The sequence below is a fragment of the Yersinia massiliensis CCUG 53443 genome (genome assembly GCF_000312485.1).
Taxonomy (GTDB): domain Bacteria; phylum Pseudomonadota; class Gammaproteobacteria; order Enterobacterales; family Enterobacteriaceae; genus Yersinia; species Yersinia massiliensis.
In genome coordinates, this window is record NZ_HE997650.1 from 70,411 (window position 1) to 92,922 (window position 22,512).

The window sequence follows — 22,512 nt, forward strand, 5'->3', positions numbered from 1 at the left end:
TGACGAGTAACCTTGGCTTATATTGCAAAAAATGCAGCACATATCACGGTGAACAATCCTAAAGCAGCACAGAAAGCGAGAGATTAACCCCCTTCCGGCTGTGCGCTACCCGATGAAATGTTATGATATCGCCAACTAACGTGTCGGGTATTGTGCCCGACCAAGAAGATTGACAAGGGTGAACCTGATGATCATCGTCACTGGCGGCGCCGGCTTCATTGGCAGCAACATTGTTAAGGCACTGAATAATATCGGCTATAAGGATATTTTAGTCGTAGATAACCTGAAAGACGGCACTAAATTCGTCAATCTGGTGGATCTGGATATCGCTGACTACATGGATAAAGAAGATTTTGTTGCCAGTATTGTTGCCGGCGACGACATGGGCGATATTGACGCGATTTTCCACGAAGGTGCCTGCTCTTCCACTACCGAGTGGGATGGCAAATACATGATGGATAACAACTATCAGTATTCAAAAGATATCCTACACTTCTGTCTGGATCGCGGTATTCCGTTCTTGTACGCCTCTTCTGCTGCCACTTACGGTGGGCGCACAGATAATTTCATCGAAGATCGCCAGTACGAACAACCGCTTAACGTTTATGGTTATTCCAAATTCTTGTTCGATCAGTATGTGCGCGAGATACTGCCGCAAGCTGATTCCCAAATTTGTGGATTCCGATATTTCAACGTTTATGGCCCACGTGAAGGCCACAAAGGCAGCATGGCGAGCGTCGCTTTCCATCTGAATAACCAGATCAATGCCGGTGAAAGACCAAAATTGTTCTCTGGCAGTGAAAACTTCAAACGCGACTTCATCTATGTGGGTGATGTGGCTGACGTTAATCTGTGGTTCTGGCAAAACGGTGTATCCGGCATTTTCAACTGCGGTACGGGTCGCGCTGAATCATTCCAAGCTGTCGCCGATGCGGTGGTTGATTTCCACCAAAGTGGGCCAGTGGAATATATTGAATTCCCAGAGAAACTGAAGGGCCGCTATCAGGCATACACGCAAGCCGATCTGACTAATTTGCGTGCTGCCGGTTATGACAAGCCATTCAAAACTGTCGCTGAAGGCGTCAAAGAATATCTGGCGTGGCTTAACCGCTCAATCTAAATTATTTGCTGCAAGGAATTGATAAACGGTATGAAAATACTGGTCATCGGCCCTTCTTGGGTTGGCGATATGATGATGTCGCAAAGTCTTTACCGCACCCTGAAGGCCGAATATCCGGCAGCAGTTATTGATGTGATGGCACCCGCGTGGTGCCGTCCGCTTTTGGCTCGAATGCCAGAAGTGCGTCACGCAATCCCCATGCCACTAGGACACGGGGCTTTTGCTTTTGATGAGCGTCGCCGCTTGGGTCTGGCCTTACGTGAATCAGGTTATGACCGTGCTTACGTGCTACCAAACTCATTTAAATCAGCCCTGATACCTTATTTTTCAGGTATTAAGCATCGTATTGGCTGGCGTGGCGAAATGCGCTATTTCTTGCTCAATGATATGCGAATACTGGATAAAGAAGCCTTCCCAATGATGGTTCAGCGCTATGTTGCGTTGGCCTACGATAAAGAGAAAATTCATTCGGCGGCCGATTTACCACAACCGTTGCTGTGGCCCCAGTTGCAGGTCCGCGATGACGAAATCGTAGAAATTACAGAGTCATATAAGCTTAGCGAGAACCGCCCGATTATTGGTTTTTGCCCCGGTGCTGAGTTCGGCCCAGCAAAACGCTGGCCACACTATCACTATGCTACGTTGGCACAAAAACTGATTGATGCGGGTTATCAGGTTATCTTGCTGGGCTCGGCGAAAGATAATGAAGCCGGTGAAGAGATCCGTCAGGCTCTGAGTGAAGAATCGCGCGAGTATTGCCTCAATCTGGCAGGCCAAACGTCACTGGAACAAGCGGTGGTACTGATTGCTGCTTGCTGTGCAGTCGTCAGTAACGATTCTGGCCTAATGCACGTTGCCGCAGCCTTGAATAAACCCTTGGTGGCCTTGTATGGCCCAAGCAGCCCAGATTTTACGCCGCCGCTGTCTGACAAAGCGACCGTCATTCGCCTGATTACTGGCTACCATAAAGTGCGCAAAGGCGATAGCGCTCAGGGTTATCATCAGAGTTTGATTGATATCCAGCCAGAGCAAGTGATGGATGCCCTTGAAAAACAGCTTGCTGCGCAAAAATGCTCAGCCAAAGAGGAAGATTAATGCACGTATTAATCGTTAAAACCTCTTCCATGGGCGATGTTTTACATACATTGCCTGCGCTGACAGACGCGATGCACGCTATACCAGATATTCGCTTTGATTGGGTGGTCGAAGAGGGGTTCAGCCAAGTCCCGACTTGGCATCCTGCGGTAGATAAAGTCATTCCAGTGGCTATCCGCCGTTGGCGAAAAAACTGGTTTGGTACCGACACGCGCCAAGAACGCTGTGATTTTAAGCGCATCGTGCAACAGCGGAATTATGACCTAGTGATTGATGCGCAGGGGCTTATTAAAAGTGCCGCACTCATTACCCGCATCGCCAAAGGCGTTAAGCATGGGCCTGATTGCAAAAGTGCGCGAGAGCCATTTGCCAGTTGGTTTTATAACTGCCGACATGAAATCGACACTAAGCAACATGCGGTTGAACGTACACGCCAACTGTTCGCCAAAAGCCTGGGTTATGGCAAACCCGAAAGTTATGGTGATTATGCTATCGCACCCCGCTTTTTAAGCCAGTTACCCGCCGATGCTGGTCAGTATTTGGTTTTCTTGCATGCAACAACCCGTGACAGTAAGCACTGGCCTGAGAGCCATTGGCTGCAATTAATCGAACAGGTCGCCGCGACGGGGCTAAAAATCAAATTGCCTTGGGGCGCTGAGCATGAGTTCCAACGTGCTTTACGGCTAGCGGAGCATTATCCGCATGTTGAGGTATTGCCTAAGCTCAGTCTCCAACAAGTGGCAGAAGTCCTTGCTGGTGCAAAAGCCGTGGTTTCTGTTGATACGGGCCTAAGCCATCTGACTGCTGCATTGAATCGCCCCAATATCACGCTGTACGGCCCCACCGACCCAGGTTTAATTGGGGGTTACGGTGAAAACCAGATTGCCGTTATTTCCGAGCAAAAAAGTATGGATACTATTACAGCTAAAACCATTATGGCGCGATTAGAAGCATTGATTTCATAAACAATAATGTGTTAATTCCGGCAGTGATTGGCCGTTTAAAATTTCGCCACCAAGCGCTTATTCTGTAATAACAATCGGCTCTGGTAATTATCAGAGTCGACAGTTATTGATTTCACTATTGTTAAGCGCTGCTAATTAATTTTATAGATAATTAAGAAAATTATATTACTCATATTTTGTTAATAATCCACATTGATTTATCTACTTAAATCATTCATGACGAAATACCATACCAACAAAACTCAAATTGAAACGATAAATAATAACTCGCTGAATAAAGGATTAAAATCAGGCAAAAGCACCATGGATAAATGGAGTGATAGCATCTATAGCCAAATCTCTGACAACCCAAGGATGGAAATGAAACCCATTCTCAATTTTGAATAGATGAAATCCATTTTACCGCTTTCGTTTACTCATAATGTTCAGAATATATATTCTTTTTTATGAATAACCTGTCTCTATTCAGGCAATCTTCGGTGTCCCTCTGAAAAGAGCCTTTCTTGCACAAATATGGTATTATTCTTAGTAATCCATATAAATGAAATTGATAGAATGTTGCTGCGCTTATATCAGGTACTGCTCTACCTTATTCAACCTTTGATTTGGTTACGATTGCTGTTACGTAGCCGTAAAGCCCCCGCTTATCGTAAGCGTTGGGGTGAACGTTATGGTTTCTGCGCCGGTAAAGTCGTTGCTGGCGGCATCATGCTGCATTCCGTTTCAGTCGGTGAAACATTGGCCGCTATTCCATTAGTTAGGGCATTACGTCACCGCTACCCATCGTTACCCATTACCGTCACGACCATGACCCCTACAGGCTCGGAGCGCGTCCAGTCAGCGTTTGGTAAAGATGTTCATCACGTTTATCTGCCTTATGACCTGCCTGGTTCTGTCAACCGCTTCTTGGACCAGGTCAATCCAAAGCTGGTGATCATCATGGAAACTGAGCTATGGCCGAACCTGATCAATGCCCTTTATCGCCGCAAGATACCACTGGTGATTGCGAATGCGCGCCTCTCCGCTCGCTCTGCTGCTGGCTACAAAAAGATCGGCAGCTTTATGCGCAATATGCTGCAACGTATCACACTGATCGCCGCACAAAATAAAGAAGATGGGGATCGTTTCATTGAGTTGGGCCTCAAACGCTCACAACTGACGGTAACGGGTAGCCTAAAGTTTGATATTTCTGTCACCCCTGAATTAGCCGCCAGAGCAGTCACATTACGCAGCCAATGGGCAGCACACCGCCCAGTGTGGATAGCAACCAGCACCCATGACGGTGAAGAAGCTATTTTGCTTGAGGCTCATCGGCAATTATTGGCGCATTTCCCAACCTTACTGTTGATTCTGGTACCACGTCATCCCGAACGCTTCCCAAAAGCGGTCGAACTGACGCAAAAAGCAGGGTTGAGTTACACCTTACGTAGCAAAGGCGAGATTCCTTCAGCCAGTACACAAGTGGTGATAGGCGATACCATGGGCGAGCTCATGCTCTTGTACGGAATTGCAGATTTAGCCTTTGTTGGAGGTAGTTTGGTTGAGCGTGGTGGTCATAACCCGCTGGAAGCGGCTGCACATGCGATACCTGTGCTGATGGGGCCACATACGTTTAACTTTAAAGACATCTGTGCCAAGCTGGAACAGGCCGAAGGGCTGATTACCGTCACCGACACTTCATCGCTGGTGAAAGAGATAACCCTGCTGCTGACAGATGAGGATTGCCGCCTCTATTATGGTCGCCATGCGGTTGATGTGCTGCATGAAAATCAGGGTGCCCTACAACGGCTTTTACACTTGCTGGAGCCTTATCTACCGCAACGGAGCCACTAATGAGTGCTAAAAAACGTCTGTCTGTTGTGATGATTACCAAGAATGAAGCCTCACTACTGGCAGATTGTTTGGCATCCGTTAATTGGGCTGATGAAATCGTCATATTAGATTCAGGCAGTGAAGACGAAACCGTCGCACTCGCTCAACAATATGGCGCGAAAGTGTATAGCAATACCGAATGGCCGGGTTACGGTAAACAGCGGCAGTTAGCTCAGCAATATGCCAGTGGTGATTACATTCTGATGCTGGACGCTGATGAGCGTGTTACCCCTGAACTGAAAGCCGCTATTGAAACCGTATTATTAGCTCCAGAAGAGGGTGCGGTTTATAGCCTTGCACGGCGCAATCTATTCTTAGGCCGGTTCATGCGCCATAGCGGCTGGTATCCTGATAGAGTCACCCGCTTGTACCCGCATCACCAATTCCGCTACAACGATGACTTAGTTCATGAATCCCTTGCGAGTGGCTCTGCCAAGGTTATTCCCTTGGCGGGTGATTTGCTGCATCTAACTTGTCGCGATTTCTTTGCTTTTCAACGCAAACAGCTTAACTATGCTGAAGCTTGGGCGACTCAACGCCACCAGCAAGGCAAAAGTTGCGGTTATTTCTCTATTCTCAGCCATACTCTTGGGGCATTTTGTAAGACATGGCTGCTACGTGCTGGCTTCCTTGATGGTAAACAAGGGTTCTTGCTGGCTGTGGTAAACGCGCAATATACTTTCAATAAATATGCGGCTCTGTGGGCATTGAGCCATCAACTTCAGAAAAGCGAGAACGCATGACGACCAGAGCCATTTACCCGGGAACATTTGATCCAATGACTAATGGGCATTTGGACTTAGTGACGCGGGCCTCAGCAATGTTCAGTCATGTGATTCTGGCTATCGCCGACAGCTCCAGCAAGAAACCGATGTTTACGTTGGACGAACGAGTAGCATTAGCACAGCAAGTCACCGCACCGCTGAAGAATGTTGTCGTGATGGGATTCAGTGAATTGATGGCGGAATTTGCCAAAAAACACAATGCGACGATTTTAGTGCGGGGCTTACGCTCTGTATCTGATTTTGAGTATGAATGGCAGCTCGCCAATATGAACCGCCATTTGATGCCAAAACTAGAAAGTGTGTTCCTGATGCCATCAGAAAAATGGTCGTTTATCTCTTCTTCCTTGGTGAAAGAAGTGGCGCGGCACGGTGGCGATATCACGCCTTTCTTACCAGCGCCTGTGACCAAAGCACTATTATCAAAACTGGCCTAATTTCAGTTAACTTTCGTCGCTATTATTGGATGGAAGTTAATGCTGGCAGTGGCGGCAGAAGAACGTACTACGCTGCCCATGTTTCGCCATTTCAATGCGTTGCCCGCATTGGCGACATAGCTCCCCTGCTCGCCCATATACTTGCAACTCTTGCGCAAAGTAGCCTGGTTTGCCGTCCGACTGTAAAAAGTCGCGCAATGTCGTGCCACCCTGCTCAATAGAATGCAATAACACCGCCTTTATCGTAGCGACCAATCGCGCGATTTCAGCTTGCGTCAATGAACCGGCGGCACGCTCAGGTAAAATACCGGCAGCAAATAAAGATTCGCTGGCATAAATATTGCCGACCCCGACCACAACTTTGTTATCCATCACCCACTGCTTGATCACCGTGCGTTTATTGCGTGATTTTTCAAACAAATACTCAGCCGTAAAATCATCACTCAGTGGCTCTGGCCCTAAATGCGCGAGCACATTACTGGTTTCAAGGTCTTTTGCCCATAACCAAGCACCAAAACGGCGTGGGTCGGTATAACGCAGTATTTTGCCATTACTGATCACTAAATCGACGTGATCATGTTTTTCTGCTTCAGATTCTTCAGACAAAATACGCAGGCTGCCTGACATCCCCAAATGCACGATAATCCAGCCCGTAGGCAACTCTAGCAATAAATACTTTGCCCGACGCTGCACACTCAACACCGGTTGATCACTGAGTGCCAAAATTTCATCGGACACCGGCCAACGCAAGCGAGCGTTTCTGACCACGGCATACAAAATCGTCTGGCCGACAAGATAAGGTTCGATCCCGCGTCGGCTGGTTTCAACTTCTGGTAATTCAGGCATGTCACCTCCCTAAACGTATCTCACTGGACTTTATATAATAAAAAACCCAGCCGAAGCTGGGTTTTCTTAATCCACCAAAATTAAAATTATTTAATTTTAGCTTCTTTGTAGATCACGTGTTGACGGACAACTGGATCGAATTTCTTCAGTTCCAATTTTTCCGGCTTAGTACGCTTGTTCTTCGTAGTGGTATAGAAGTGACCAGTACCAGCAGAAGAAACCAGCTTGATCTTCTCGCGAACACCTTTAGCCATGATTCAGTTCCTTAATACTTCTCACCGCGGGTACGAAGTTCGGCCAAGACCGTTTCGATACCCTTCTTATCAATAACACGCATACCTTTAGCAGATACACGCAGAGTTACAAAGCGCTTCTCGCCCTCAACCCAAAAACGGTGAGAGTGAAGGTTCGGCAGAAAACGGCGTTTGGTCGCGTTCATTGCGTGGGAACGGTTGTTACCGCTCACCGGGCGCTTGCCAGTAACTTGGCAGACTCGGGACATGTCTATTCTCCAAAAATCAAATCAGCTCGAGCTTCGTATAGGATTTGGCCGCCTCGTCAGGCTTTAGAGCCCATCTCAGCAAATTCACTGAGAAGACTCACTGTCATCAGGTCAGAAACCCCTGTCACCAGGTTATAAACCTGCTGAGATAGGCTCTTCACGCCAAACCCAAGATTCTCAAAGGTGGCGTAGTATACGCTCTGAAGCGTAAGTGCTCAAGTCCCGAACAGCTAAAGATCCTAAAAGGATCAATTATTATTTCACTAAAGCCATCCGCGTTCAGCAAATGAGACACATTCACCTCGGCCTACCACTAAATGATCGAGCACCCGAATGTCTAATAATGAGCAGGCTTTAATCACCCGCGTTGTCATTAAACGGTCGGCTTGGCTCGGTTCAGCCATGCCGGAGGGGTGATTATGCGCCAGAATCAGCGCGGCGGCATTCACCTTCAGCGCTTCACGCACAATTACCCTCGGATGGACCTCAACACTGTTGATGGTACCAGTAAACATCTCCTCATGGCGAATAACACGATGCTGATTATCCAAAAACATCACTAAAAAAATCTCTCGCTCACGGTGAGAAAGAATATTCTGCAGAAATTTTTGCGTGACCTCGGGATTGAGCAAGACACTTTCTTGCATTAAGTGTGAGGAAAAGCAGCGGCTGGCCAGTTCACCTATCGCCTGAATCTGGCTGTATTTCGATGTCCCAACCCCTTTATGTGCGCATAACGTCTGATAATCGGCCGATATCAGCCCGTGAAGAGAACCGAAGGTTTCAATCAAACTTTCAGCCATTCTCATGACATGCATACCTGGGATACCTGTGCGCAGAAAAAGCGCAAGTAATTCGGCATCTGACAACACGGCAGCGCCGTATTTAAGTAATTTTTCTCTTGGCGCAAGCTGCCCATTCCACTCATCCATTCCTTGGCTCCACTCATCCTTAAATATTGCAAGCAGCATGACAGAAGGCTTTATGCCACGCGACATCGTCATGAAGAGCATGCGTAACGTCTCGCAAATTTGATGATTGATGGCATCAGGAGATGCCCTGATAGCTATTCTGCTCGGCGATTATGCTAAAATATCGGCTCTTAGGGCTTTCATACGGACAATCATGATGACGGGACTTTCCGGCAAACATCTCTCCGGCAAGAAGATTGTGCTCGGGATTAGCGGAGGTATAGCCGCCTATAAATCACCAGAGCTAGTACGTCGCTTGCGCGATAGAGGCGCAGATGTACGTGTGGTGATGACCGCCGCTGCGAAGGCATTCATTACCCCCCTCACATTGCAGGCTGTCTCGGGTTATCCCGTCTCTGATGATTTACTCGACCCTGCGGCTGAAGCAGCGATGGGCCATATTGAACTGGGTAAATGGGCTGATTTGGTGATTATGGCCCCTGCCACTGCCGATTTGCTGGCGAGAGTGGCTGCAGGTATGGCAAATGACCTGCTGACGACGCTTTGCTTAGCAACAGCGGCACCGGTTGTAGCCGTTCCTGCCATGAATCAACAAATGTACCGCGCTGCCGCAACCCAAGCGAATTTGCAAACGCTCGCCAATCGCGGAGTGCTTTTGTGGGGGCCAGACAGTGGTAGCCAGGCCTGCGGCGATGTTGGGCCAGGAAGAATGCTAGACCCGCTGGAAATCGTCGAATTAGCGCATGAATATTTTTCTGCGAAACAAGACCTGCAACATTTGAGTGTCATGATTACTGCCGGTCCAACACGTGAAGCACTTGATCCTGTGCGCTTTATCAGCAATCAAAGTTCAGGCAAGATGGGGTTTGCCATCGCTCAAGCAGCCGCTGCTCGAGGGGCAAAAGTCACGCTAGTTGCCGGGCCGGTTAATCTCCCAACGCCCGCAGGCGTAGATAGAATTGATGTCGTCAGTGCGCTTGAAATGCAGCAAACCGTTCAGAATTTGGCCGCTCAGCAGAATATTTTTATTTCTTGTGCTGCAGTAGCGGATTACCGCGCCGTGCATGTTTCTGACGAGAAGATAAAAAAACAGGGTGATGAAATTACCCTTAAGTTAGTGAAAAACCCCGATATTGTCGCAGGGGTAGCTTCGATGGCGAAAAATCGCCCATTTGTTGTAGGATTTGCGGCTGAAACCCAGAATGTGGAAGAATACGCGCGACAAAAACTGGCGCGAAAGAATCTGGATCTTATTTGCGCTAATGATGTATCGCTTGCAGAGCATGGTTTTAACAGTGACACCAATGCCTTGCACCTTTTTTGGCCGACTGGCGAGAAACGTTTACCGCTCAGCGATAAACACTTGCTCAGTCAGCATTTAATAGACGAGATTGTCAGCCGTTATGATGAAAAAAATCGACATTAAAATTCTGGATCCGCGTGTTGGCAATGAATTTCCTTTACCAACGTATGCAACCGAAGGTTCTGCTGGGCTGGATTTACGTGCCTGTTTAGACGAGGCCGTTGATCTCTTGCCAGGTCAAACCACCTTGCTGCCGACAGGTTTAGCGATACATATCGGTGACAATGCACTGGCAGCAGTTATTTTGCCGCGCTCAGGGTTAGGGCATAAGCATGGCGTTGTCTTGGGTAATCTGGTTGGCTTGATTGACTCGGATTATCAAGGACAATTAATGGTGTCTGTCTGGAACCGTGGTCAACAGCCTTTCACTATCGAGCCCGGCGAACGTATTGCACAAATGGTGTTTGTGCCGGTGGTACAAGCAGAATTCAATCTGGTTGAAGATTTTGACCTGAGTGAACGTGGTACTGGTGGTTTTGGTCATTCTGGACGCCAATAATCTACCCCAGACCTTGATACCGTAAAAAAGCTATCACATAAGCTATCGGGGTTGGGTATCCCCTGTGGCCGGTATTTGGGTTTTTGTTATTAAGTTATTTTTAGCAAGGGTCTACTCGGACATGGCAGAAAAAGAAAATACGAAAAGGAACAGGCGCGAGGAAATTTTGCAGGCTTTAGCGCAAATGCTGGAATCCAGCGATGGCAGCCAACGCATAACAACCGCCAAACTCGCCGCCACTGTGGGGGTGTCAGAAGCAGCTCTTTATCGTCACTTCCCCAGTAAAACGAGGATGTTTGATAGCCTGATCGAGTTCATCGAAGATAGTTTGATGTCCCGCATAAATTTGATTCTGCAAGATGAAAAAGAGACGTTCAATCGTCTTCGGTTGATCCTGTTGTTGATATTAGGGTTTGCCGAACGTAATCCAGGACTCACTCGGATTATGACTGGGCACGCATTAATGTTTGAGCAAGATCGCTTGCAAGGACGAATTAACCAACTGTTTGAGCGTATTGAAGTTCAACTTCGTCAGGTACTGCGCGAGAAAAAACTGCGTGATGGGCAAGGCTTTATCCATGATGAGGCTTTACTGGCAACGCAGCTATTGGCATTTTGTGAAGGGATGCTGTCGCGTTTTGTTCGCTCTGAATTCCGTTACAGACCGACACAAGAGTTCGATGCACGCTGGCCGCTGATTGTGGCTCAATTGCAGTAACTTCAATTGCAATAACTTCGATTGCTACAACGTCAATTGCTGCAGCTTAGTTGCAAATCGTATTCAAGATGGGGGCAAAAACGAGCCCCCGAAGGGAAAAGCGCCGAGCAGAGAGACCCTGGGAAGCCGTTGCTCGACACTTTTACCAGCAGTGACCCCAGCACGGGCCACTGTTGGGTCTATTTACGACCGTTGGGTTTCAGCTTCTCACCGACATTGAGCAAGAAGATTTCATTGTCACGGGTCGAAATACGCGCGGAACCATCATCCATTCGATAAGCACCCTCAGTAAAACCAGCCCCATTCAGGAAAGGTGCGACAGCTTGTGGCTTGTTACGCAGTGAAGCTTCCAGTGCCAGTAGTGCATAAGGTTCGATAGCATCGACATCAGCATATTGACGATCCGGTGAGGCCATAAAGAAGCCGTCGATATAACGGGTTTTAATGATGTTATCGCCGATTTTCTCTGCTAATGCCCGATAATCAGCAACCTGACTCGCATTATAGAGATCCAGCAAGGCAAACAAGGCATAAGGGTCGCTATTCGTGGTATCTAGCTTGACCTTCATCTCTTTACCTGGCGCTGTACCGATATCACCTAACCCCTGATCATTTGCGATACCGCGAGCAACTTTCCACAGTAACGGATCATTATCAATGGCATAGGCGCGGGCATAGGAAATCAGGAATTCGTTACCCGCTTTATACGGCTTGATCACCGTGCCTTTTTTGCCATAGTAGCCATCACGCGGCAGGGTATAGTTTGATAAGTCCTGCCCGTTGGCAATCATCGGGCGGAAAGTATTATCCTGATCGTTATAAGCATATTTGGCGAACGCTTTCAGGCCATCGACAGTCCATTTCAGCAAGTCCTGCCCTTGAGGGCCTAAGTCCTTGCCTAATTGCAACTGCATCAACGCATTTTCAGAATAAATCGTACTGGTGCGCCCTTTGAGCATCATATTGCCTTCAAGCGCTCCTGCACCGAACTCAGGGCCAAATTGGCGCTGTGCACGGTCACCAAATTTAGAGTGCGTATCAGCATCATCCGTTGGCTCTTCTCGCTTCAGAGCTTGTGTAAACTGATAAACACCGAGGCCCGTTTTCGCATCACGCGGCAAGACGTATTGATCAGCTAAACGTTTAGCCCACACTAATGCCCCTTGGTCCTGCTGGTATTTGTAGAGTAGCGAAGCCGAATAAATCAGGTCATTACCCGCATTGAGGAAACTGAGCCCTTTGGTGGCAAAGAAAGGCGGCTGCTGTTCGAATTTGCTCTCCCACAACTCCCCCATCGGCTTGTTATACTCACCGTGGCGGCTGGTTTCCAGGATACGCCAGTCATAAACATGGGCGTTCCAGAAGCCACGAATAAAGCGCGCGGTGGCATCACGGTCAACACTAAACATTAAGTCATAATAGGGATAAGCATTTTTCAGCTCATGCACCATCTCTTTTTCGCTCGGCCCTTCTGGTTGCAGTGTTTTCAGATCAATAAAACGGTGCCCACCCCAGAAGAGTAAACCACTTGGATCCTGATAGTTCTGGAAGTGGTAGCGAACGATATCTTCAGCGCGCTTTTGATAGCGATTATCGCCACTTAGCTGGCTCAAGCCGCTCATGACACGCATCAAATTTTGTTGTGCCGAGAAGTTTGATAATACCGCCCGACGACCATCGGGGAATATCCATTCCATTTGCTGCCCTGTACGGGGGTCAACACCATCTGCCAGCAGCGGGCTGGGCTTATCACCGTGATAAGTGTCCGAGGCCTTGCTCAGCACATTATCGACATACTGCTTTACTACCGTCAGGCGATCGGTATCCGCTGCATGTCCGGCTGGTATATACAGCGTTGCCAATGCTGCCATACTCAAAAATAACGCTCTTTTTTTCATTACCCGTTACCTGCCAAAAATTGTTATCTGTTAAAACCGTTATGGTGTGGTGTGACCCCAAATATCAGAATCTGATAATTTCACTCATGGATTAGAAACTGTATTTTATCCCGACGCGGTAACGAGTTTGGCGCTCGTCAGTAGCTTTACTGCCTGAGACATTACCGACAGCCATATAAGGGGACCAATTCTTATCCCACTTGTAAGTTAATTTAAAATCGTGCGTCCAATCATAGCTTTCATTGTTCGATAAAATGACGCCGGCTTTATTGGCTTTTTTGTAGTCAATTTCATAATCTAATTGATAATCTTTGGCTATTTTATAGCTGATAACACTCGTTAAATTATAACCACTTTCAGATGTGTCTTTGCTGGTATTAATATTGGCGCTGGTGCGTTTGTAATAGGGACGATAACGTAAGGAAACAGAGAGATCGTCAATGATATTTGCCTTGCCACGCAGGTAAGGACGATAGTTATTCGAGGTGGAGTTTGAGTCTAATGAGAAGCCTGGTTCAATAGAGAATGTTTTATCAATTTTATAAACATAACTCGCGACAACTTCAGTCCCATTACTGACAGTTTCATTAAATGCTTTATCTTTATCTTGAGCACCTTTCCACTTACCTTCCAGAGACAATCCAAAGCCATTTGCGAAGCGGTGGGACATTAATAAGCGGTCTTTATGAGTGTTGCCACTTTGGTCTTGCATTTCATGACGATAGTCAATTGTTACCGCGACGGCGCTGGTGCTAAGAAGTGTTGCTACTGCCAGAGATAATAATTTAATTTTCATTACGGTTACCTTATTTTAATAGAACATCGTTATCCCAAAAAAAATACAAACAATAGTTATGAAACAGCATTCTATTTATTTTGATATAAAGTTCCGAGATCCATGACCGATAGTTCAAAATTAATGACACAAATATCCACTTATGTGACATGGTTCAAAGTAAATTAAATTTATGTCATAACAAAGCATTGTAAGTTTTCTGTTATATCGCAGATGTGACAAGGGATTGATGCTATTTTCGGAAGGTAAATTCGCATTAAAAATATTGTTGACGCGGTGGGTGATAATATTGTAAGACATTAAAAATATGAAATATAGATTCCAGACCAATATTTTCTCATCGGTATTATTATCAGCCTTAAGTACTTTTACATATTTCAAATCCTGCCATCAGATTTTATAAGAAATTACTCAACAGATATTTCTCAGGGCCCGTACTGTAGGAATTATTGCCTAAAGATAAGTATGACTTAATAGATAAATAGGGAATATTTCTATTTTTCCCAAAAGACGAAAAAACTGATTTCTAGCCATTGCGCAGCCATAAATACAAAACAAAAACTGAAAATGAAGGGGGTTACCCAAAGACATTGGGGCTACAGCTAGGCAGCCAGCAAGTAAATCCCGATGAGCTGACACTGGTCAGTGATTCGGGTGCGCGAGCGCAGCTAACAACGCTGTAGCACCAAGGACGAAGGGTAAATGCTGTAGCGTCAAGGATGAAGGGTATAGCGAGACTCAAACTCCTCCTGCGCCAACGCCTCCGAAAACAAAAAACCCTGCCCACATTGGATGCCATACTGCAGCAACCATTGGCGCTGCTCATCTGTTTCGATCCCTTCGGCCATCACTTTCAACTTCAATACTTCAGAAACCGTGACTATAATACGCGCCATTACATCATCTTGTGGCAGGGATTTCACAAAACTCTTATCCAACTTAATCATGTTGATGGGTAAGCTTTTTAGATGGTTTAGGTACTGTAGGCTCGAATACCCTGTCCCGAAATCATCCAAGGCAATCGACAACCCAAGCTCACGAATTTCACGTAACAGCGTCAGTGCTTCATCAAGATTCTGTAAACGCGCTGTCTCGGTAATTTCCAAAATGAGTCGATGCGGATCAATAGCATACTGACTGATAAGGGCTTTCAAATGTGGGAGGAACTGATCGCTCTGTACCTGTAAGCCTGAAATATTGACCGCAAGCGACAAGGTAATTCCTCGCGCCTTCCAGTCGGCCATAATACGGCACGCTTCTTCCAGCACCCAACTGCCCAGCGGCACCATTGCACCACTTTCTTCTGCTGCGTGGACAAACTCGGCTGGTAACCGGTAGTGCCCATCAGGCTGACGCCAGCGCAGTAACGCTTCCGCTCCGACAACCCGTTGTTCTGACATATTCCATTGCGGTTGCAAAAACAGGACGAAATCACCCTCTTCAATGGCCCGCAAAATATCGTTTTTCTGTGACAGTCGCCGTTGTATTTCTTCTGCAAAATACGGGTCGGATAAGTCAGCAACCGGATAACGAGTATTGATACGGTTCATGTCCGTATAGGCTTGCGCTAAGAGTTGCTGGTTACGATTATAATTGTGTACCAGTACCCCTAACTCATCATCTTGATGGTGAGCAGGTAAAGTCAGTTGGTGATTAAGCACGCCTTGCTGGCCCATTCTTTCCAACTCTTTCGCCATCGCGCGTAGTGGATGAATAATGAGGCGATTAATACACCAAGCGATAGAAACTGAGAGCACCAATGCCAACAACAGATAGGTCGATAGCATGGCTGACAGCGCGCTGAGAATAAACTGATAGATTCGGTACGAATCCGCACGCAAGACTAAATGTGCCAAGGGCTGTGGATTCGCAGATACCCGCTCCAGTGCATACAGGGGAACAGTTATTTCTACCGGTAGATAAAAAATACGTTTTGCCCAACGAGGTACTGGCCGCTCAGTGGGAAAGTTAGCGTGTAACACCTGAATTTGGTTAGGCAAAATAACTTCAGCGCGGCTGAGAATACCTATCGGCAATAGGCTATTGAGGATTTTTTTTGCTTGGGGGATATCAACGCTTAATACCGCTTCAGACAAGGGTTGGCGCACGGAATAGGCAATGCTCTCCAGTTGCCTGGCGTAATCATCCTTGCGCTGTTGCACAAAGTGAAATAACTGAAGGACGATAAAAATACAGATGGTGACCAATGCAACAACAGCCACTGCCGCCATTTGTTTAATCGTTAATGAACGCCTTACCCGCAAACTCGCTCTCCGCCCAATGCCGACTGAATAAAAAAATGGTGGCCACGTCATAGGCTACCCGTCGATTCTGTCTGAGTATACTCGATCGCTTTCAGATTTTATCCGGTGATAAAAGACCGGAATGGAAGAATACCGTGGGTTTCAGTGTTTTCCTATCATGATCACCACATCAGAGTGCAATTTCTCACTCTGATGTGGTTTTTTCACACAAAACAATACAGCAAAGGGCCTAAAACCAGTGCGTGGCACTCACAGTGACATCGCTTCGGCCCCCATGGCCAGATAACCTCTTGAGCTTAGCTGGCTTTTTCCGCTTCATCCTGATCAACGGCAAAACAAGCCACCATTTGGTCACCATACTGTTTCAGTTGCGGCTGTAACTGAGTACAGGTCCCAAAGGCCCGACGGCAACGCGCATTAAACGCGCAGCCTGGGGGTGGGCTCATTGGGCTTGGTAACTCGCCCGTCAACTTAATACGTTCACGTCGCATATCGGGATTGAGCCGTGGTGTCGCGGATAGCAATGCTTGCGTGTAAGGATGACGTGGATTGTTAAAAATGGCCTCTTTACTGCCTTTTTCAACACAACGCCCCAAGTACATCACCATCACTTCATCAGCAATATGTTCAACCACGGACAGATCATGGGAGATAAAGACGTAAGACAGCCCCAGTTCCTGCTGTAAATCCATCATCAGGTTCAAGACCTGCGCTCGCACTGATACATCCAGTGCTGAGACAGGTTCATCCGCAATCACCACATCAGGATTCAACATTAAGCCGCGCGCGATCGCGATACGTTGGCGCTGACCACCAGAGAACATATGAGGATAACGGTCATAGTGCTCGGTTTTCAGGCCGACCTTCGCCATCATCGCCAATGTTTTTTCGCGGCGCTCTTTGCTGCTGAGCTTGGTATTGATTTGCAGCGGCTCTTCCAGAATTTGCCCCACTTTCTTACGCGGGTTCAACGAACCATAGGGGTTCTGGAACACAATCTGGATTTTCTGACGACGCAGTTTTTCCGCACTTTCATCCGGCTTGAGCAGATCCTGCCCTTGGTAATAAAGCTCACCGCCCGTCGGGATTTCAATCATGGTCAGTAAGCGGCCCAGCGTGGATTTACCACAACCAGACTCCCCCACCACGGCCAAGGTTTTGCCCCGCTCTAAGGTGAATGAAACACCATCAAGTGCTTTCACCAAGCGTTCTGGCGCGAATAAACCTTTCTTGACCGGATAGTATTTTTTCAGGTCAATGGCCTGTAACAAGGGCTTAGCGCCTTGGGATTCTGGTTTCATTTCGGTGTTATTCTGGCTCATAGGGTCGGCCTCCCCGCATCATCGAGCGGTGTATGGCATTTAACCTGACGCCCCGCTGGCCCCAACAGTTCAGGCTCTTCACGGCGGCAACGATCGTTGGCATACGGGCAGCGTGGGTTAAGTAGGCAGCCTTCAGGGCGGTCATACTTACCCGGCACCACACCCGGTAATGAGGCAAGCCGCGCTTTATCCTGAGCAAACTCCGGTAAGGCACGCAGTAATGCCTGCGTATACGGGTGTCGCGGCGCGCGGAAAATTTCTGATGATTTACCGGTTTCCACCACCTGACCGGCATACATCACAATAATGTGATGGGCCGCTTCGGCGACCAGAGCCAAGTCATGGGTAATCAACAACAGCGCCATATTTTCACGCTGCTGTAATTCCAGCAGTAGCTCAATGATTTGCGCCTGAATGGTCACATCCAGCGCCGTTGTGGGTTCATCAGCGATCAGTAATTTTGGTCGACACGCGATCGCCATGGCGATCATGACGCGCTGGCTCATCCCGCCAGAAAGCTGGTGCGGATATACGTCCAAACGCGAAGCCGGATCAGGAATACCAACCAATGTGAGCAGGTCTACCGCACGCTGATGACGCGTTTTACGGTTCCCCCCCTGATGCACCTTCAGCGCTTCCATAATCTGGAAACCGACGGTGTAGCATGGGTTAAGGCTGGTCATCGGGTCTTGGAAGATCATCGCCACTTCCGAGCCAACTAACTGACGCCGCTCTTTTTCTGAAATCTTGGTCAAGTCGCGGCCATTGAACTCCAGTTTGTCAGCCATGACTTTGCCGGGGAAATCGATTAACCCCATGATAGCCAGTGAACTGACCGATTTACCGGAGCCAGATTCACCGACAATCCCGACCACCTGCCCTTGATCAATGCTGTAACTGATACGGTCTACGGCCTTGAACGGCGCACCTTCGTCACCGAAGTGCACCGACAATTTATCTACATTTAAAAGTGCCATCTCTCTCTACCTCTGTTACTGCTTGAGTTTGGGGTCGAGAGCATCACGCAGGCCGTCCCCCATCAGGTTAAACGCTAGAACCGTTAGCAAGATCGCCACACCTGGGAAGGTCACGACCCACCAAGCGCTTTGAGCGAACTGCAACACGTCAGAGAGCATGGTGCCCCATTCCGGTGTTGGCGGTTGCGCACCCATGCCAAGGAAGCCGAGAGCGGCCATATCGAGAATAGCGTTAGAGAAGCCGAGAGATGCCTGCACAATTAATGGCGCGAGGCAGTTGGGTAAGATATTGATAAACATTTGGCGCAAGTCACTCGCACCTGCCACTCTTGAGGCCGTGACATAGTCTCGGTTGACCTCAACCAGCACGGCTGCGCGGGTTAACCGCACATAATGTGGCAAAGCGACGAAGGTGAGCGCTAACGAAGCGTTGACAATGGAAGGCCCGAATACCGCCACCAAGACAAGTGCCAGTAACAAACTTGGCAATGCCAGCATGATATCGACAATACGCATGATAATGGCATCGACGACGCCGCCAAAATACCCAGCCAGTAAACCGAAAATGACGCCCATCACTAACGACAGCACAACGACCAGACAGCCGACTAACAGCGAGAGTCGTGCGCCATACATCAAGCGGGATAAGACATCGCGGCCCACATCATCAGTACCGAGAATAAACTTCCAACTGCCGCCCTCTTCCCAGACTGGCGGTTTCAACAACGCATCGCGAAATTGCTCTGCTGGCCCGTGCGGGGCAAGCCAAGTCGCACCGGCGGCAATAACCAGCATGATAATGATGTAAAACAGGCCGATAACAGCCCCTTTGTTGCGCTTGAAATAATGCCAAAACTCCTGCAAAGGAGTCATCGGCTTCGGCGCACTTTTTACTGCAGACTCAGTAAGTTGAGACATTCTGCGCCCCTTATTTCTTGTGACGAATACGCGGGTTAACTACGCCATAGAGCACATCTACCAGCAAGTTAACTAAAATAATCATGATAGCGACCAGCAACACACCACCTTGTACCACTGGGTAGTCGCGACGCTGCAATGCGTCCATCAACCAGCGGCCTAACCCCGGCCAAGAGAAGATGGTTTCAGTCAAAATCGCCCCAGCTAACATGGTACCGACTTGCAGACCAATGACCGTGACGACAGGCAGTAAGGCATTACGCAAAGCATGCACCACAATCACGCGCATCCGGCTCAAGCCCTTAGCCCGTGCCGTACGGATATAGTCTTCGCCCAGTACTTCCAACATGGAGGAACGGGTCATACGCACGATGACGGCTAAAGGAATGGTGCCCAAGACGATGGCCGGTAGAATCATATGCATCACGGCATCTTTAAAATCACCCGGTTCGCCCCAAACAAAGGTGTCTATCAGCATGAAACCGGTGAGCGGTAGGCTGTCATCAAGGAATACGGTATCACTGACTCGCCCTGAGACAGGGGTCAGGTTCCATTGCACCGACACCAGCATGATCAGCATGATGCCCCACCAGAAGATAGGCATTGAGTAGCCCGTCAGGGAGACGCCTACTGCAGTATGATCGAATATTGAACCCCGCTTGACGGCAGCTAACACTCCAACCGGAATCCCCACGGCGATGGCAAACAGCATCGCGCAGATCCCAAGTTCCAGCGTCGCTTTAAAGCGCGGGACGAACTCTTCCCATACGGAAATACGGCTTTTCAGCGAGATGCCGAGGTCACCATGTAATACGCCATTCACATATTGGAAGTATTGTTGATAAAGAGGCTTGTCCAGCCCCATTTCCGCCATGATTTGCGCATGACGTTCTGCGGAGATACCGCGTTCCCCAGCCATGATGGTCACCGGGTCGCCGGGGATCATATGGACAAAAGCAAATGTCAGCAACGTAATGCCGATAAACGTTGGGATAACTAGCCCCAAACGTCGGAGTATGAACTGCAACATATCCCGAACTCTCTGTGTAGAATGCCAAGCTGCTCGTGGGCAACCCAGCTTATTAAACCCATCCCATTAGGCTATTTTGTGCATCATTTTGAGAGAACAGTGCTCATCACCGTCACGTATAAGGTGTTTCGGTGCTTGGGCGCAATCCATGCTCAAAATTACGGCGACAATGACACTTATTAGGAGAGGTTATATGGCTCACATCTGTATCTGTCTTAACCTAAACAAAGAAACCGGTGAACATGCAGCTTGCACATCCACCGGTCAACTACTCGGTTAAAATTAATCCAGTGACACGTTCTCGAAATGGTGTTTACCTAACGGATCAACAACATAGCCTTTCACTTCTTTACGCACTGGCTCGTATACCGTTGAGTGAGCAACAATCAGCGCTGGCGCTTGATCATGCATAACAACCTGAGCTTGTTTGTAAAGCGCGACACGCTTGTCATGATCAGACTCAGCACGGGCTGGCTGGATCACGTCTTCGAACGGCTTATAACACCACTTGGAATAGTTAGAACCTTGTTTGGCCGCATCACAGCTGAACAGGGTAGCGAAGAAGTTATCTGGGTCCCCATTGTCCCCGGTCCAACCCATCATCACCGTTTCATGCTCGCCGTCTTTAGCACGTTTGAGGTATTCGCCCCACTCGTAGGTAACAATCTTGGCTTTCACGCCCACTTTCGCCCAGTCAGACTGGATCATTTCAGCCATACGACGTGCATTCGGGTTGTACGGACGTTGAACTGGCATTGCCCACAGGTCGATGGAGAAACCATCTGGTAAACCTGCTTCTTTTAACAGCTCTTTCGCTTTAGCGGGATCATAAGCGTAATCTTTTACATCATCGTTGTAGCCCCACATTGTTGGTGGGATCAGGTTCTTAGCCGCTTGGCCAGCACCCTGATAAACCGCATCGATAATGGCTTCTTTGTTGACAGCCATGGTTAACGCTTGGCGAACCTTAACGTTATCCAGTGGTTTTTTCTCAACGTTGAAAGAGAGGTAACCAACGTTCAGGCCAGGCTGCTCCATCAGGTTGATGGTTTTATCTTCTTTCATGCGAGCGATGTCAGCAGGGTTAGGGTACGGCATAACCTGACATTCGTTTTTCTGCAATTTAGCGTAACGCACTGATGCATCTGGGGTGATAGAGAAGACCAGACGATCAATTTTTGGTTTAGTCCCCCAGTAGCCATCAAATGCTTTGTACAGGATACGGGAGTCTTTTTGATACTGCTGCAACTGGAACGGGCCAGTACCGATTGGGTTCAAATCGACTTTTTCTGGTGTACCGGCTTTCAGCATATTGTCCGCATATTCGGCAGACAAGATTGACGCAAAGTCCATCGCCAAGTCAGCCAAGAATGGTGATTCTGGGCGGGCCAGCTCGAAACGAACTGTGTTGTCGTCAACTTTAACGATATTGGTGATCAAATCACCCATCCCCATACCTTGGAAGTATTCATAGCTGCCGCCAGACACTTTATGGTACGGATGTTTATCATCTTTCTGACGCATGAAGGAATAAATCACATCGTCAGCATTGAAATCACGAGTAGGTTTGAATTCTTTGTTATCTTGCCACTTCACGCCTTTGCGCAGGTGGAAGGTATAGCTCTTACCATCTTCACTGACTTCCCACTTCTCAGCCAGACCCGGTTCAATTTCGGTTGTCCCGAGTTTGAATTCAACCAGACGGTTGTAGATAGGAACGGAGCTTGCGTCATAGGTTGTGCCCGAAGTAAAGAGCTGCGGGTTGAAACCTTCTGGTGAACCCTCAGAACAATATACTAATGTTTTCGCCTGTACACTGGCCGCTACGGTCAGTGCAATCAGCCCAATACCGAATTTCAGTATCCCTGTTTTTCCCAAGGAAATCGTCATCGCTTGTGCTCCATTATGGTGATGTGTGTTGTGTGTTCGGCCAGACCCTATAATTTTTTAGCCCGTTGTCTGTACCGTTTTGGCTTATTCGCCGCAGGGATGCGGGATTGAGGTGCCGGATAAATCTTATCGCGACCACAATTTTTGGTGCGTGGAATCACCCAAATTGCACTCTATTACTCGCCCTGAGGCTACCAATTTGGCAACAGTTGATGGCAACGTCAATACGGTCTACAAGGATTTATCAAGACAATGAGAAACAGCATGCAAACATAAAAAAACTTTC

At 48.0% G+C, this 22,512-nt stretch carries 21 protein-coding genes; 9 read left to right on the forward strand and 12 right to left on the reverse strand.

What is annotated here, in order from left to right; translation table 11 throughout:
- Window positions 1-187 precede the first annotated feature (187 nt).
- The 6 genes from rfaD to coaD all read left to right on the forward strand — a co-directional run bounded on the left by rfaD (window position 188) and on the right by coaD (window position 6,271).
- Window positions 188-1,120 carry an ADP-glyceromanno-heptose 6-epimerase gene (rfaD, locus tag BN68_RS20440; protein ID WP_019213051.1) on the forward strand — a complete coding sequence of 311 codons (933 nt, stop codon included), beginning with the start codon at window positions 188-190 and terminating at the stop codon, window positions 1,118-1,120.
- Window positions 1,121-1,150: 30 nt separating this feature from the next.
- Window positions 1,151-2,215 carry an ADP-heptose--LPS heptosyltransferase RfaF gene (gene rfaF / locus BN68_RS20445; protein ID WP_019213052.1) on the forward strand — a complete coding sequence of 355 codons (1,065 nt, stop codon included), beginning with the start codon at window positions 1,151-1,153 and terminating at the stop codon, window positions 2,213-2,215.
- On the forward strand, window positions 2,215-3,180 hold the full coding sequence (rfaC, locus tag BN68_RS20450; RefSeq protein WP_019213053.1) for a lipopolysaccharide heptosyltransferase RfaC: 966 nt from the start codon (window positions 2,215-2,217) through the stop codon (window positions 3,178-3,180). The genes rfaF and rfaC overlap by 1 nt, the downstream gene beginning before the upstream one ends.
- 555 nt (window positions 3,181-3,735) lie before the next feature.
- A complete protein-coding gene (gene waaA, locus BN68_RS20455) occupies window positions 3,736-5,013 on the forward strand; it encodes a lipid IV(A) 3-deoxy-D-manno-octulosonic acid transferase (RefSeq protein ID WP_019213054.1) in 1,278 nt (425 codons plus the stop codon).
- Window positions 5,013-5,795, forward strand: a complete 783-nt coding sequence (locus BN68_RS20460) for a glycosyltransferase family 2 protein (RefSeq protein WP_019213055.1) — start codon at window positions 5,013-5,015, stop codon at window positions 5,793-5,795. Before waaA ends, BN68_RS20460 begins: the two co-directional genes overlap by 1 nt.
- Entirely contained in the window at window positions 5,792-6,271 is a 480-nt protein-coding gene (coaD, locus tag BN68_RS20465; protein ID WP_019213056.1) for a pantetheine-phosphate adenylyltransferase, read from the forward strand. Before BN68_RS20460 ends, coaD begins: the two co-directional genes overlap by 4 nt.
- Window positions 6,272-6,307: 36 nt before the next feature.
- Here the strand turns inward: coaD and mutM are convergent, their stop codons facing one another.
- From mutM to radC, 4 genes are all read right to left on the reverse strand, one after another.
- Entirely contained in the window at window positions 6,308-7,117 is an 810-nt protein-coding gene (gene mutM, locus BN68_RS20470) for a bifunctional DNA-formamidopyrimidine glycosylase/DNA-(apurinic or apyrimidinic site) lyase (RefSeq protein ID WP_019213057.1), read from the reverse strand.
- Between the two features lie 86 nt (window positions 7,118-7,203).
- Window positions 7,204-7,371, reverse strand: a complete 168-nt coding sequence (gene rpmG, locus BN68_RS20475; protein WP_004392084.1) for a 50S ribosomal protein L33 — start codon at window positions 7,369-7,371, stop codon at window positions 7,204-7,206.
- 11 nt (window positions 7,372-7,382) lie between these two features.
- Window positions 7,383-7,619: a 50S ribosomal protein L28 gene (gene rpmB, locus BN68_RS20480; RefSeq protein WP_019213058.1), complete on the reverse strand. Its 237-nt coding sequence runs from the start codon at window positions 7,617-7,619 to the stop codon at window positions 7,383-7,385.
- Between the two features lie 263 nt (window positions 7,620-7,882).
- A complete protein-coding gene (gene radC, locus BN68_RS20485; protein WP_019213059.1) occupies window positions 7,883-8,551 on the reverse strand; it encodes a RadC family protein in 669 nt (222 codons plus the stop codon).
- A gap of 193 nt (window positions 8,552-8,744) precedes the next feature.
- Between radC and coaBC the strand changes: the two genes are divergently transcribed.
- The 3 genes from coaBC to slmA all read left to right on the forward strand — a co-directional run bounded on the left by coaBC (window position 8,745) and on the right by slmA (window position 11,131).
- On the forward strand, window positions 8,745-9,977 hold the full coding sequence (gene coaBC / locus BN68_RS20490) for a bifunctional phosphopantothenoylcysteine decarboxylase/phosphopantothenate--cysteine ligase CoaBC (protein WP_019213060.1): 1,233 nt from the start codon (window positions 8,745-8,747) through the stop codon (window positions 9,975-9,977).
- Window positions 9,955-10,413, forward strand: coding sequence for a dUTP diphosphatase (gene dut / locus BN68_RS20495; protein WP_042807039.1), 459 nt, complete (start codon window positions 9,955-9,957; stop codon window positions 10,411-10,413). Before coaBC ends, dut begins: the two co-directional genes overlap by 23 nt.
- A gap of 121 nt (window positions 10,414-10,534) precedes the next feature.
- Entirely contained in the window at window positions 10,535-11,131 is a 597-nt protein-coding gene (gene slmA, locus BN68_RS20500) for a nucleoid occlusion factor SlmA (RefSeq protein WP_019213062.1), read from the forward strand.
- Window positions 11,132-11,310: 179 nt separating this feature from the next.
- On the opposite strand, the gene BN68_RS20505 is transcribed toward slmA, so the two are convergent.
- The 8 genes from BN68_RS20505 to dppA all read right to left on the reverse strand — a co-directional run bounded on the left by BN68_RS20505 (window position 11,311) and on the right by dppA (window position 22,226).
- Window positions 11,311-13,029 (reverse strand): pectate lyase, encoded by a 1,719-nt coding sequence (locus tag BN68_RS20505; protein WP_019213063.1) that lies wholly within the window; start codon window positions 13,027-13,029, stop codon window positions 11,311-11,313.
- A gap of 91 nt (window positions 13,030-13,120) precedes the next feature.
- Window positions 13,121-13,825 (reverse strand): oligogalacturonate-specific porin KdgM family protein, encoded by a 705-nt coding sequence (locus BN68_RS20510; protein ID WP_019213064.1) that lies wholly within the window; start codon window positions 13,823-13,825, stop codon window positions 13,121-13,123.
- A 713-nt stretch (window positions 13,826-14,538) separates the two neighbouring features.
- On the reverse strand, window positions 14,539-16,089 hold the full coding sequence (locus BN68_RS20515) for an EAL domain-containing protein (protein ID WP_081578873.1): 1,551 nt from the start codon (window positions 16,087-16,089) through the stop codon (window positions 14,539-14,541).
- 296 nt (window positions 16,090-16,385) lie between these two features.
- Window positions 16,386-17,390, reverse strand: coding sequence for a dipeptide ABC transporter ATP-binding subunit DppF (gene dppF / locus BN68_RS20520; protein WP_042807052.1), 1,005 nt, complete (start codon window positions 17,388-17,390; stop codon window positions 16,386-16,388).
- A gap of 17 nt (window positions 17,391-17,407) precedes the next feature.
- Entirely contained in the window at window positions 17,408-18,388 is a 981-nt protein-coding gene (dppD, locus tag BN68_RS20525; protein ID WP_019213068.1) for a dipeptide ABC transporter ATP-binding protein, read from the reverse strand.
- 15 nt (window positions 18,389-18,403) lie between these two features.
- The gene (gene dppC, locus BN68_RS20530; protein ID WP_019213069.1) at window positions 18,404-19,306 is read right to left on the reverse strand and encodes a dipeptide ABC transporter permease DppC; all 903 of its coding nucleotides are present in this window, start codon (window positions 19,304-19,306) and stop codon (window positions 18,404-18,406) included.
- 10 nt (window positions 19,307-19,316) lie between these two features.
- Window positions 19,317-20,336, reverse strand: coding sequence for a dipeptide ABC transporter permease DppB (dppB, locus tag BN68_RS20535; RefSeq protein ID WP_019213070.1), 1,020 nt, complete (start codon window positions 20,334-20,336; stop codon window positions 19,317-19,319).
- A gap of 282 nt (window positions 20,337-20,618) precedes the next feature.
- Window positions 20,619-22,226, reverse strand: a complete 1,608-nt coding sequence (gene dppA, locus BN68_RS20540) for a dipeptide ABC transporter periplasmic-binding protein DppA (protein ID WP_019213071.1) — start codon at window positions 22,224-22,226, stop codon at window positions 20,619-20,621.
- Window positions 22,227-22,512: the final 286 nt, after the last annotated feature.

Excerpts from the sequence above, each read along its gene's own strand:
- dut (WP_042807039.1), top strand. The coding sequence starts at position 9,955 with ATGATGAAAAAAATCGACATTAAAATTCTGGATCCGCGTGTTGGCAAT.
- rfaD (WP_019213051.1), top strand. The coding sequence starts at position 188 with ATGATCATCGTCACTGGCGGCGCCGGCTTCATTGGCAGCAACATTGTT.
- dppA (WP_019213071.1), bottom strand. The coding sequence starts at position 22,226 with ATGACGATTTCCTTGGGAAAAACAGGGATACTGAAATTCGGTATTGGG.
- BN68_RS20460 (WP_019213055.1), top strand. The coding sequence starts at position 5,013 with ATGAGTGCTAAAAAACGTCTGTCTGTTGTGATGATTACCAAGAATGAA.
- rfaC (WP_019213053.1), top strand. The coding sequence starts at position 2,215 with ATGCACGTATTAATCGTTAAAACCTCTTCCATGGGCGATGTTTTACAT.
- rfaF (WP_019213052.1), top strand. The coding sequence starts at position 1,151 with ATGAAAATACTGGTCATCGGCCCTTCTTGGGTTGGCGATATGATGATG.
- mutM (WP_019213057.1), bottom strand. The coding sequence starts at position 7,117 with ATGCCTGAATTACCAGAAGTTGAAACCAGCCGACGCGGGATCGAACCT.
- dppC (WP_019213069.1), bottom strand. The coding sequence starts at position 19,306 with ATGTCTCAACTTACTGAGTCTGCAGTAAAAAGTGCGCCGAAGCCGATG.
- waaA (WP_019213054.1), top strand. The coding sequence starts at position 3,736 with ATGTTGCTGCGCTTATATCAGGTACTGCTCTACCTTATTCAACCTTTG.
- BN68_RS20505 (WP_019213063.1), bottom strand. The coding sequence starts at position 13,029 with ATGAAAAAAAGAGCGTTATTTTTGAGTATGGCAGCATTGGCAACGCTG.
- radC (WP_019213059.1), bottom strand. The coding sequence starts at position 8,551 with ATGGATGAGTGGAATGGGCAGCTTGCGCCAAGAGAAAAATTACTTAAA.
- coaBC (WP_019213060.1), top strand. The coding sequence starts at position 8,745 with ATGATGACGGGACTTTCCGGCAAACATCTCTCCGGCAAGAAGATTGTG.
- dppD (WP_019213068.1), bottom strand. The coding sequence starts at position 18,388 with ATGGCACTTTTAAATGTAGATAAATTGTCGGTGCACTTCGGTGACGAA.
- slmA (WP_019213062.1), top strand. The coding sequence starts at position 10,535 with ATGGCAGAAAAAGAAAATACGAAAAGGAACAGGCGCGAGGAAATTTTG.
- coaD (WP_019213056.1), top strand. The coding sequence starts at position 5,792 with ATGACGACCAGAGCCATTTACCCGGGAACATTTGATCCAATGACTAAT.
- rpmG (WP_004392084.1), bottom strand. The coding sequence starts at position 7,371 with ATGGCTAAAGGTGTTCGCGAGAAGATCAAGCTGGTTTCTTCTGCTGGT.
- dppF (WP_042807052.1), bottom strand. The coding sequence starts at position 17,390 with ATGAAACCAGAATCCCAAGGCGCTAAGCCCTTGTTACAGGCCATTGAC.
- BN68_RS20510 (WP_019213064.1), bottom strand. The coding sequence starts at position 13,825 with ATGAAAATTAAATTATTATCTCTGGCAGTAGCAACACTTCTTAGCACC.
- rpmB (WP_019213058.1), bottom strand. The coding sequence starts at position 7,619 with ATGTCCCGAGTCTGCCAAGTTACTGGCAAGCGCCCGGTGAGCGGTAAC.
- dppB (WP_019213070.1), bottom strand. The coding sequence starts at position 20,336 with ATGTTGCAGTTCATACTCCGACGTTTGGGGCTAGTTATCCCAACGTTT.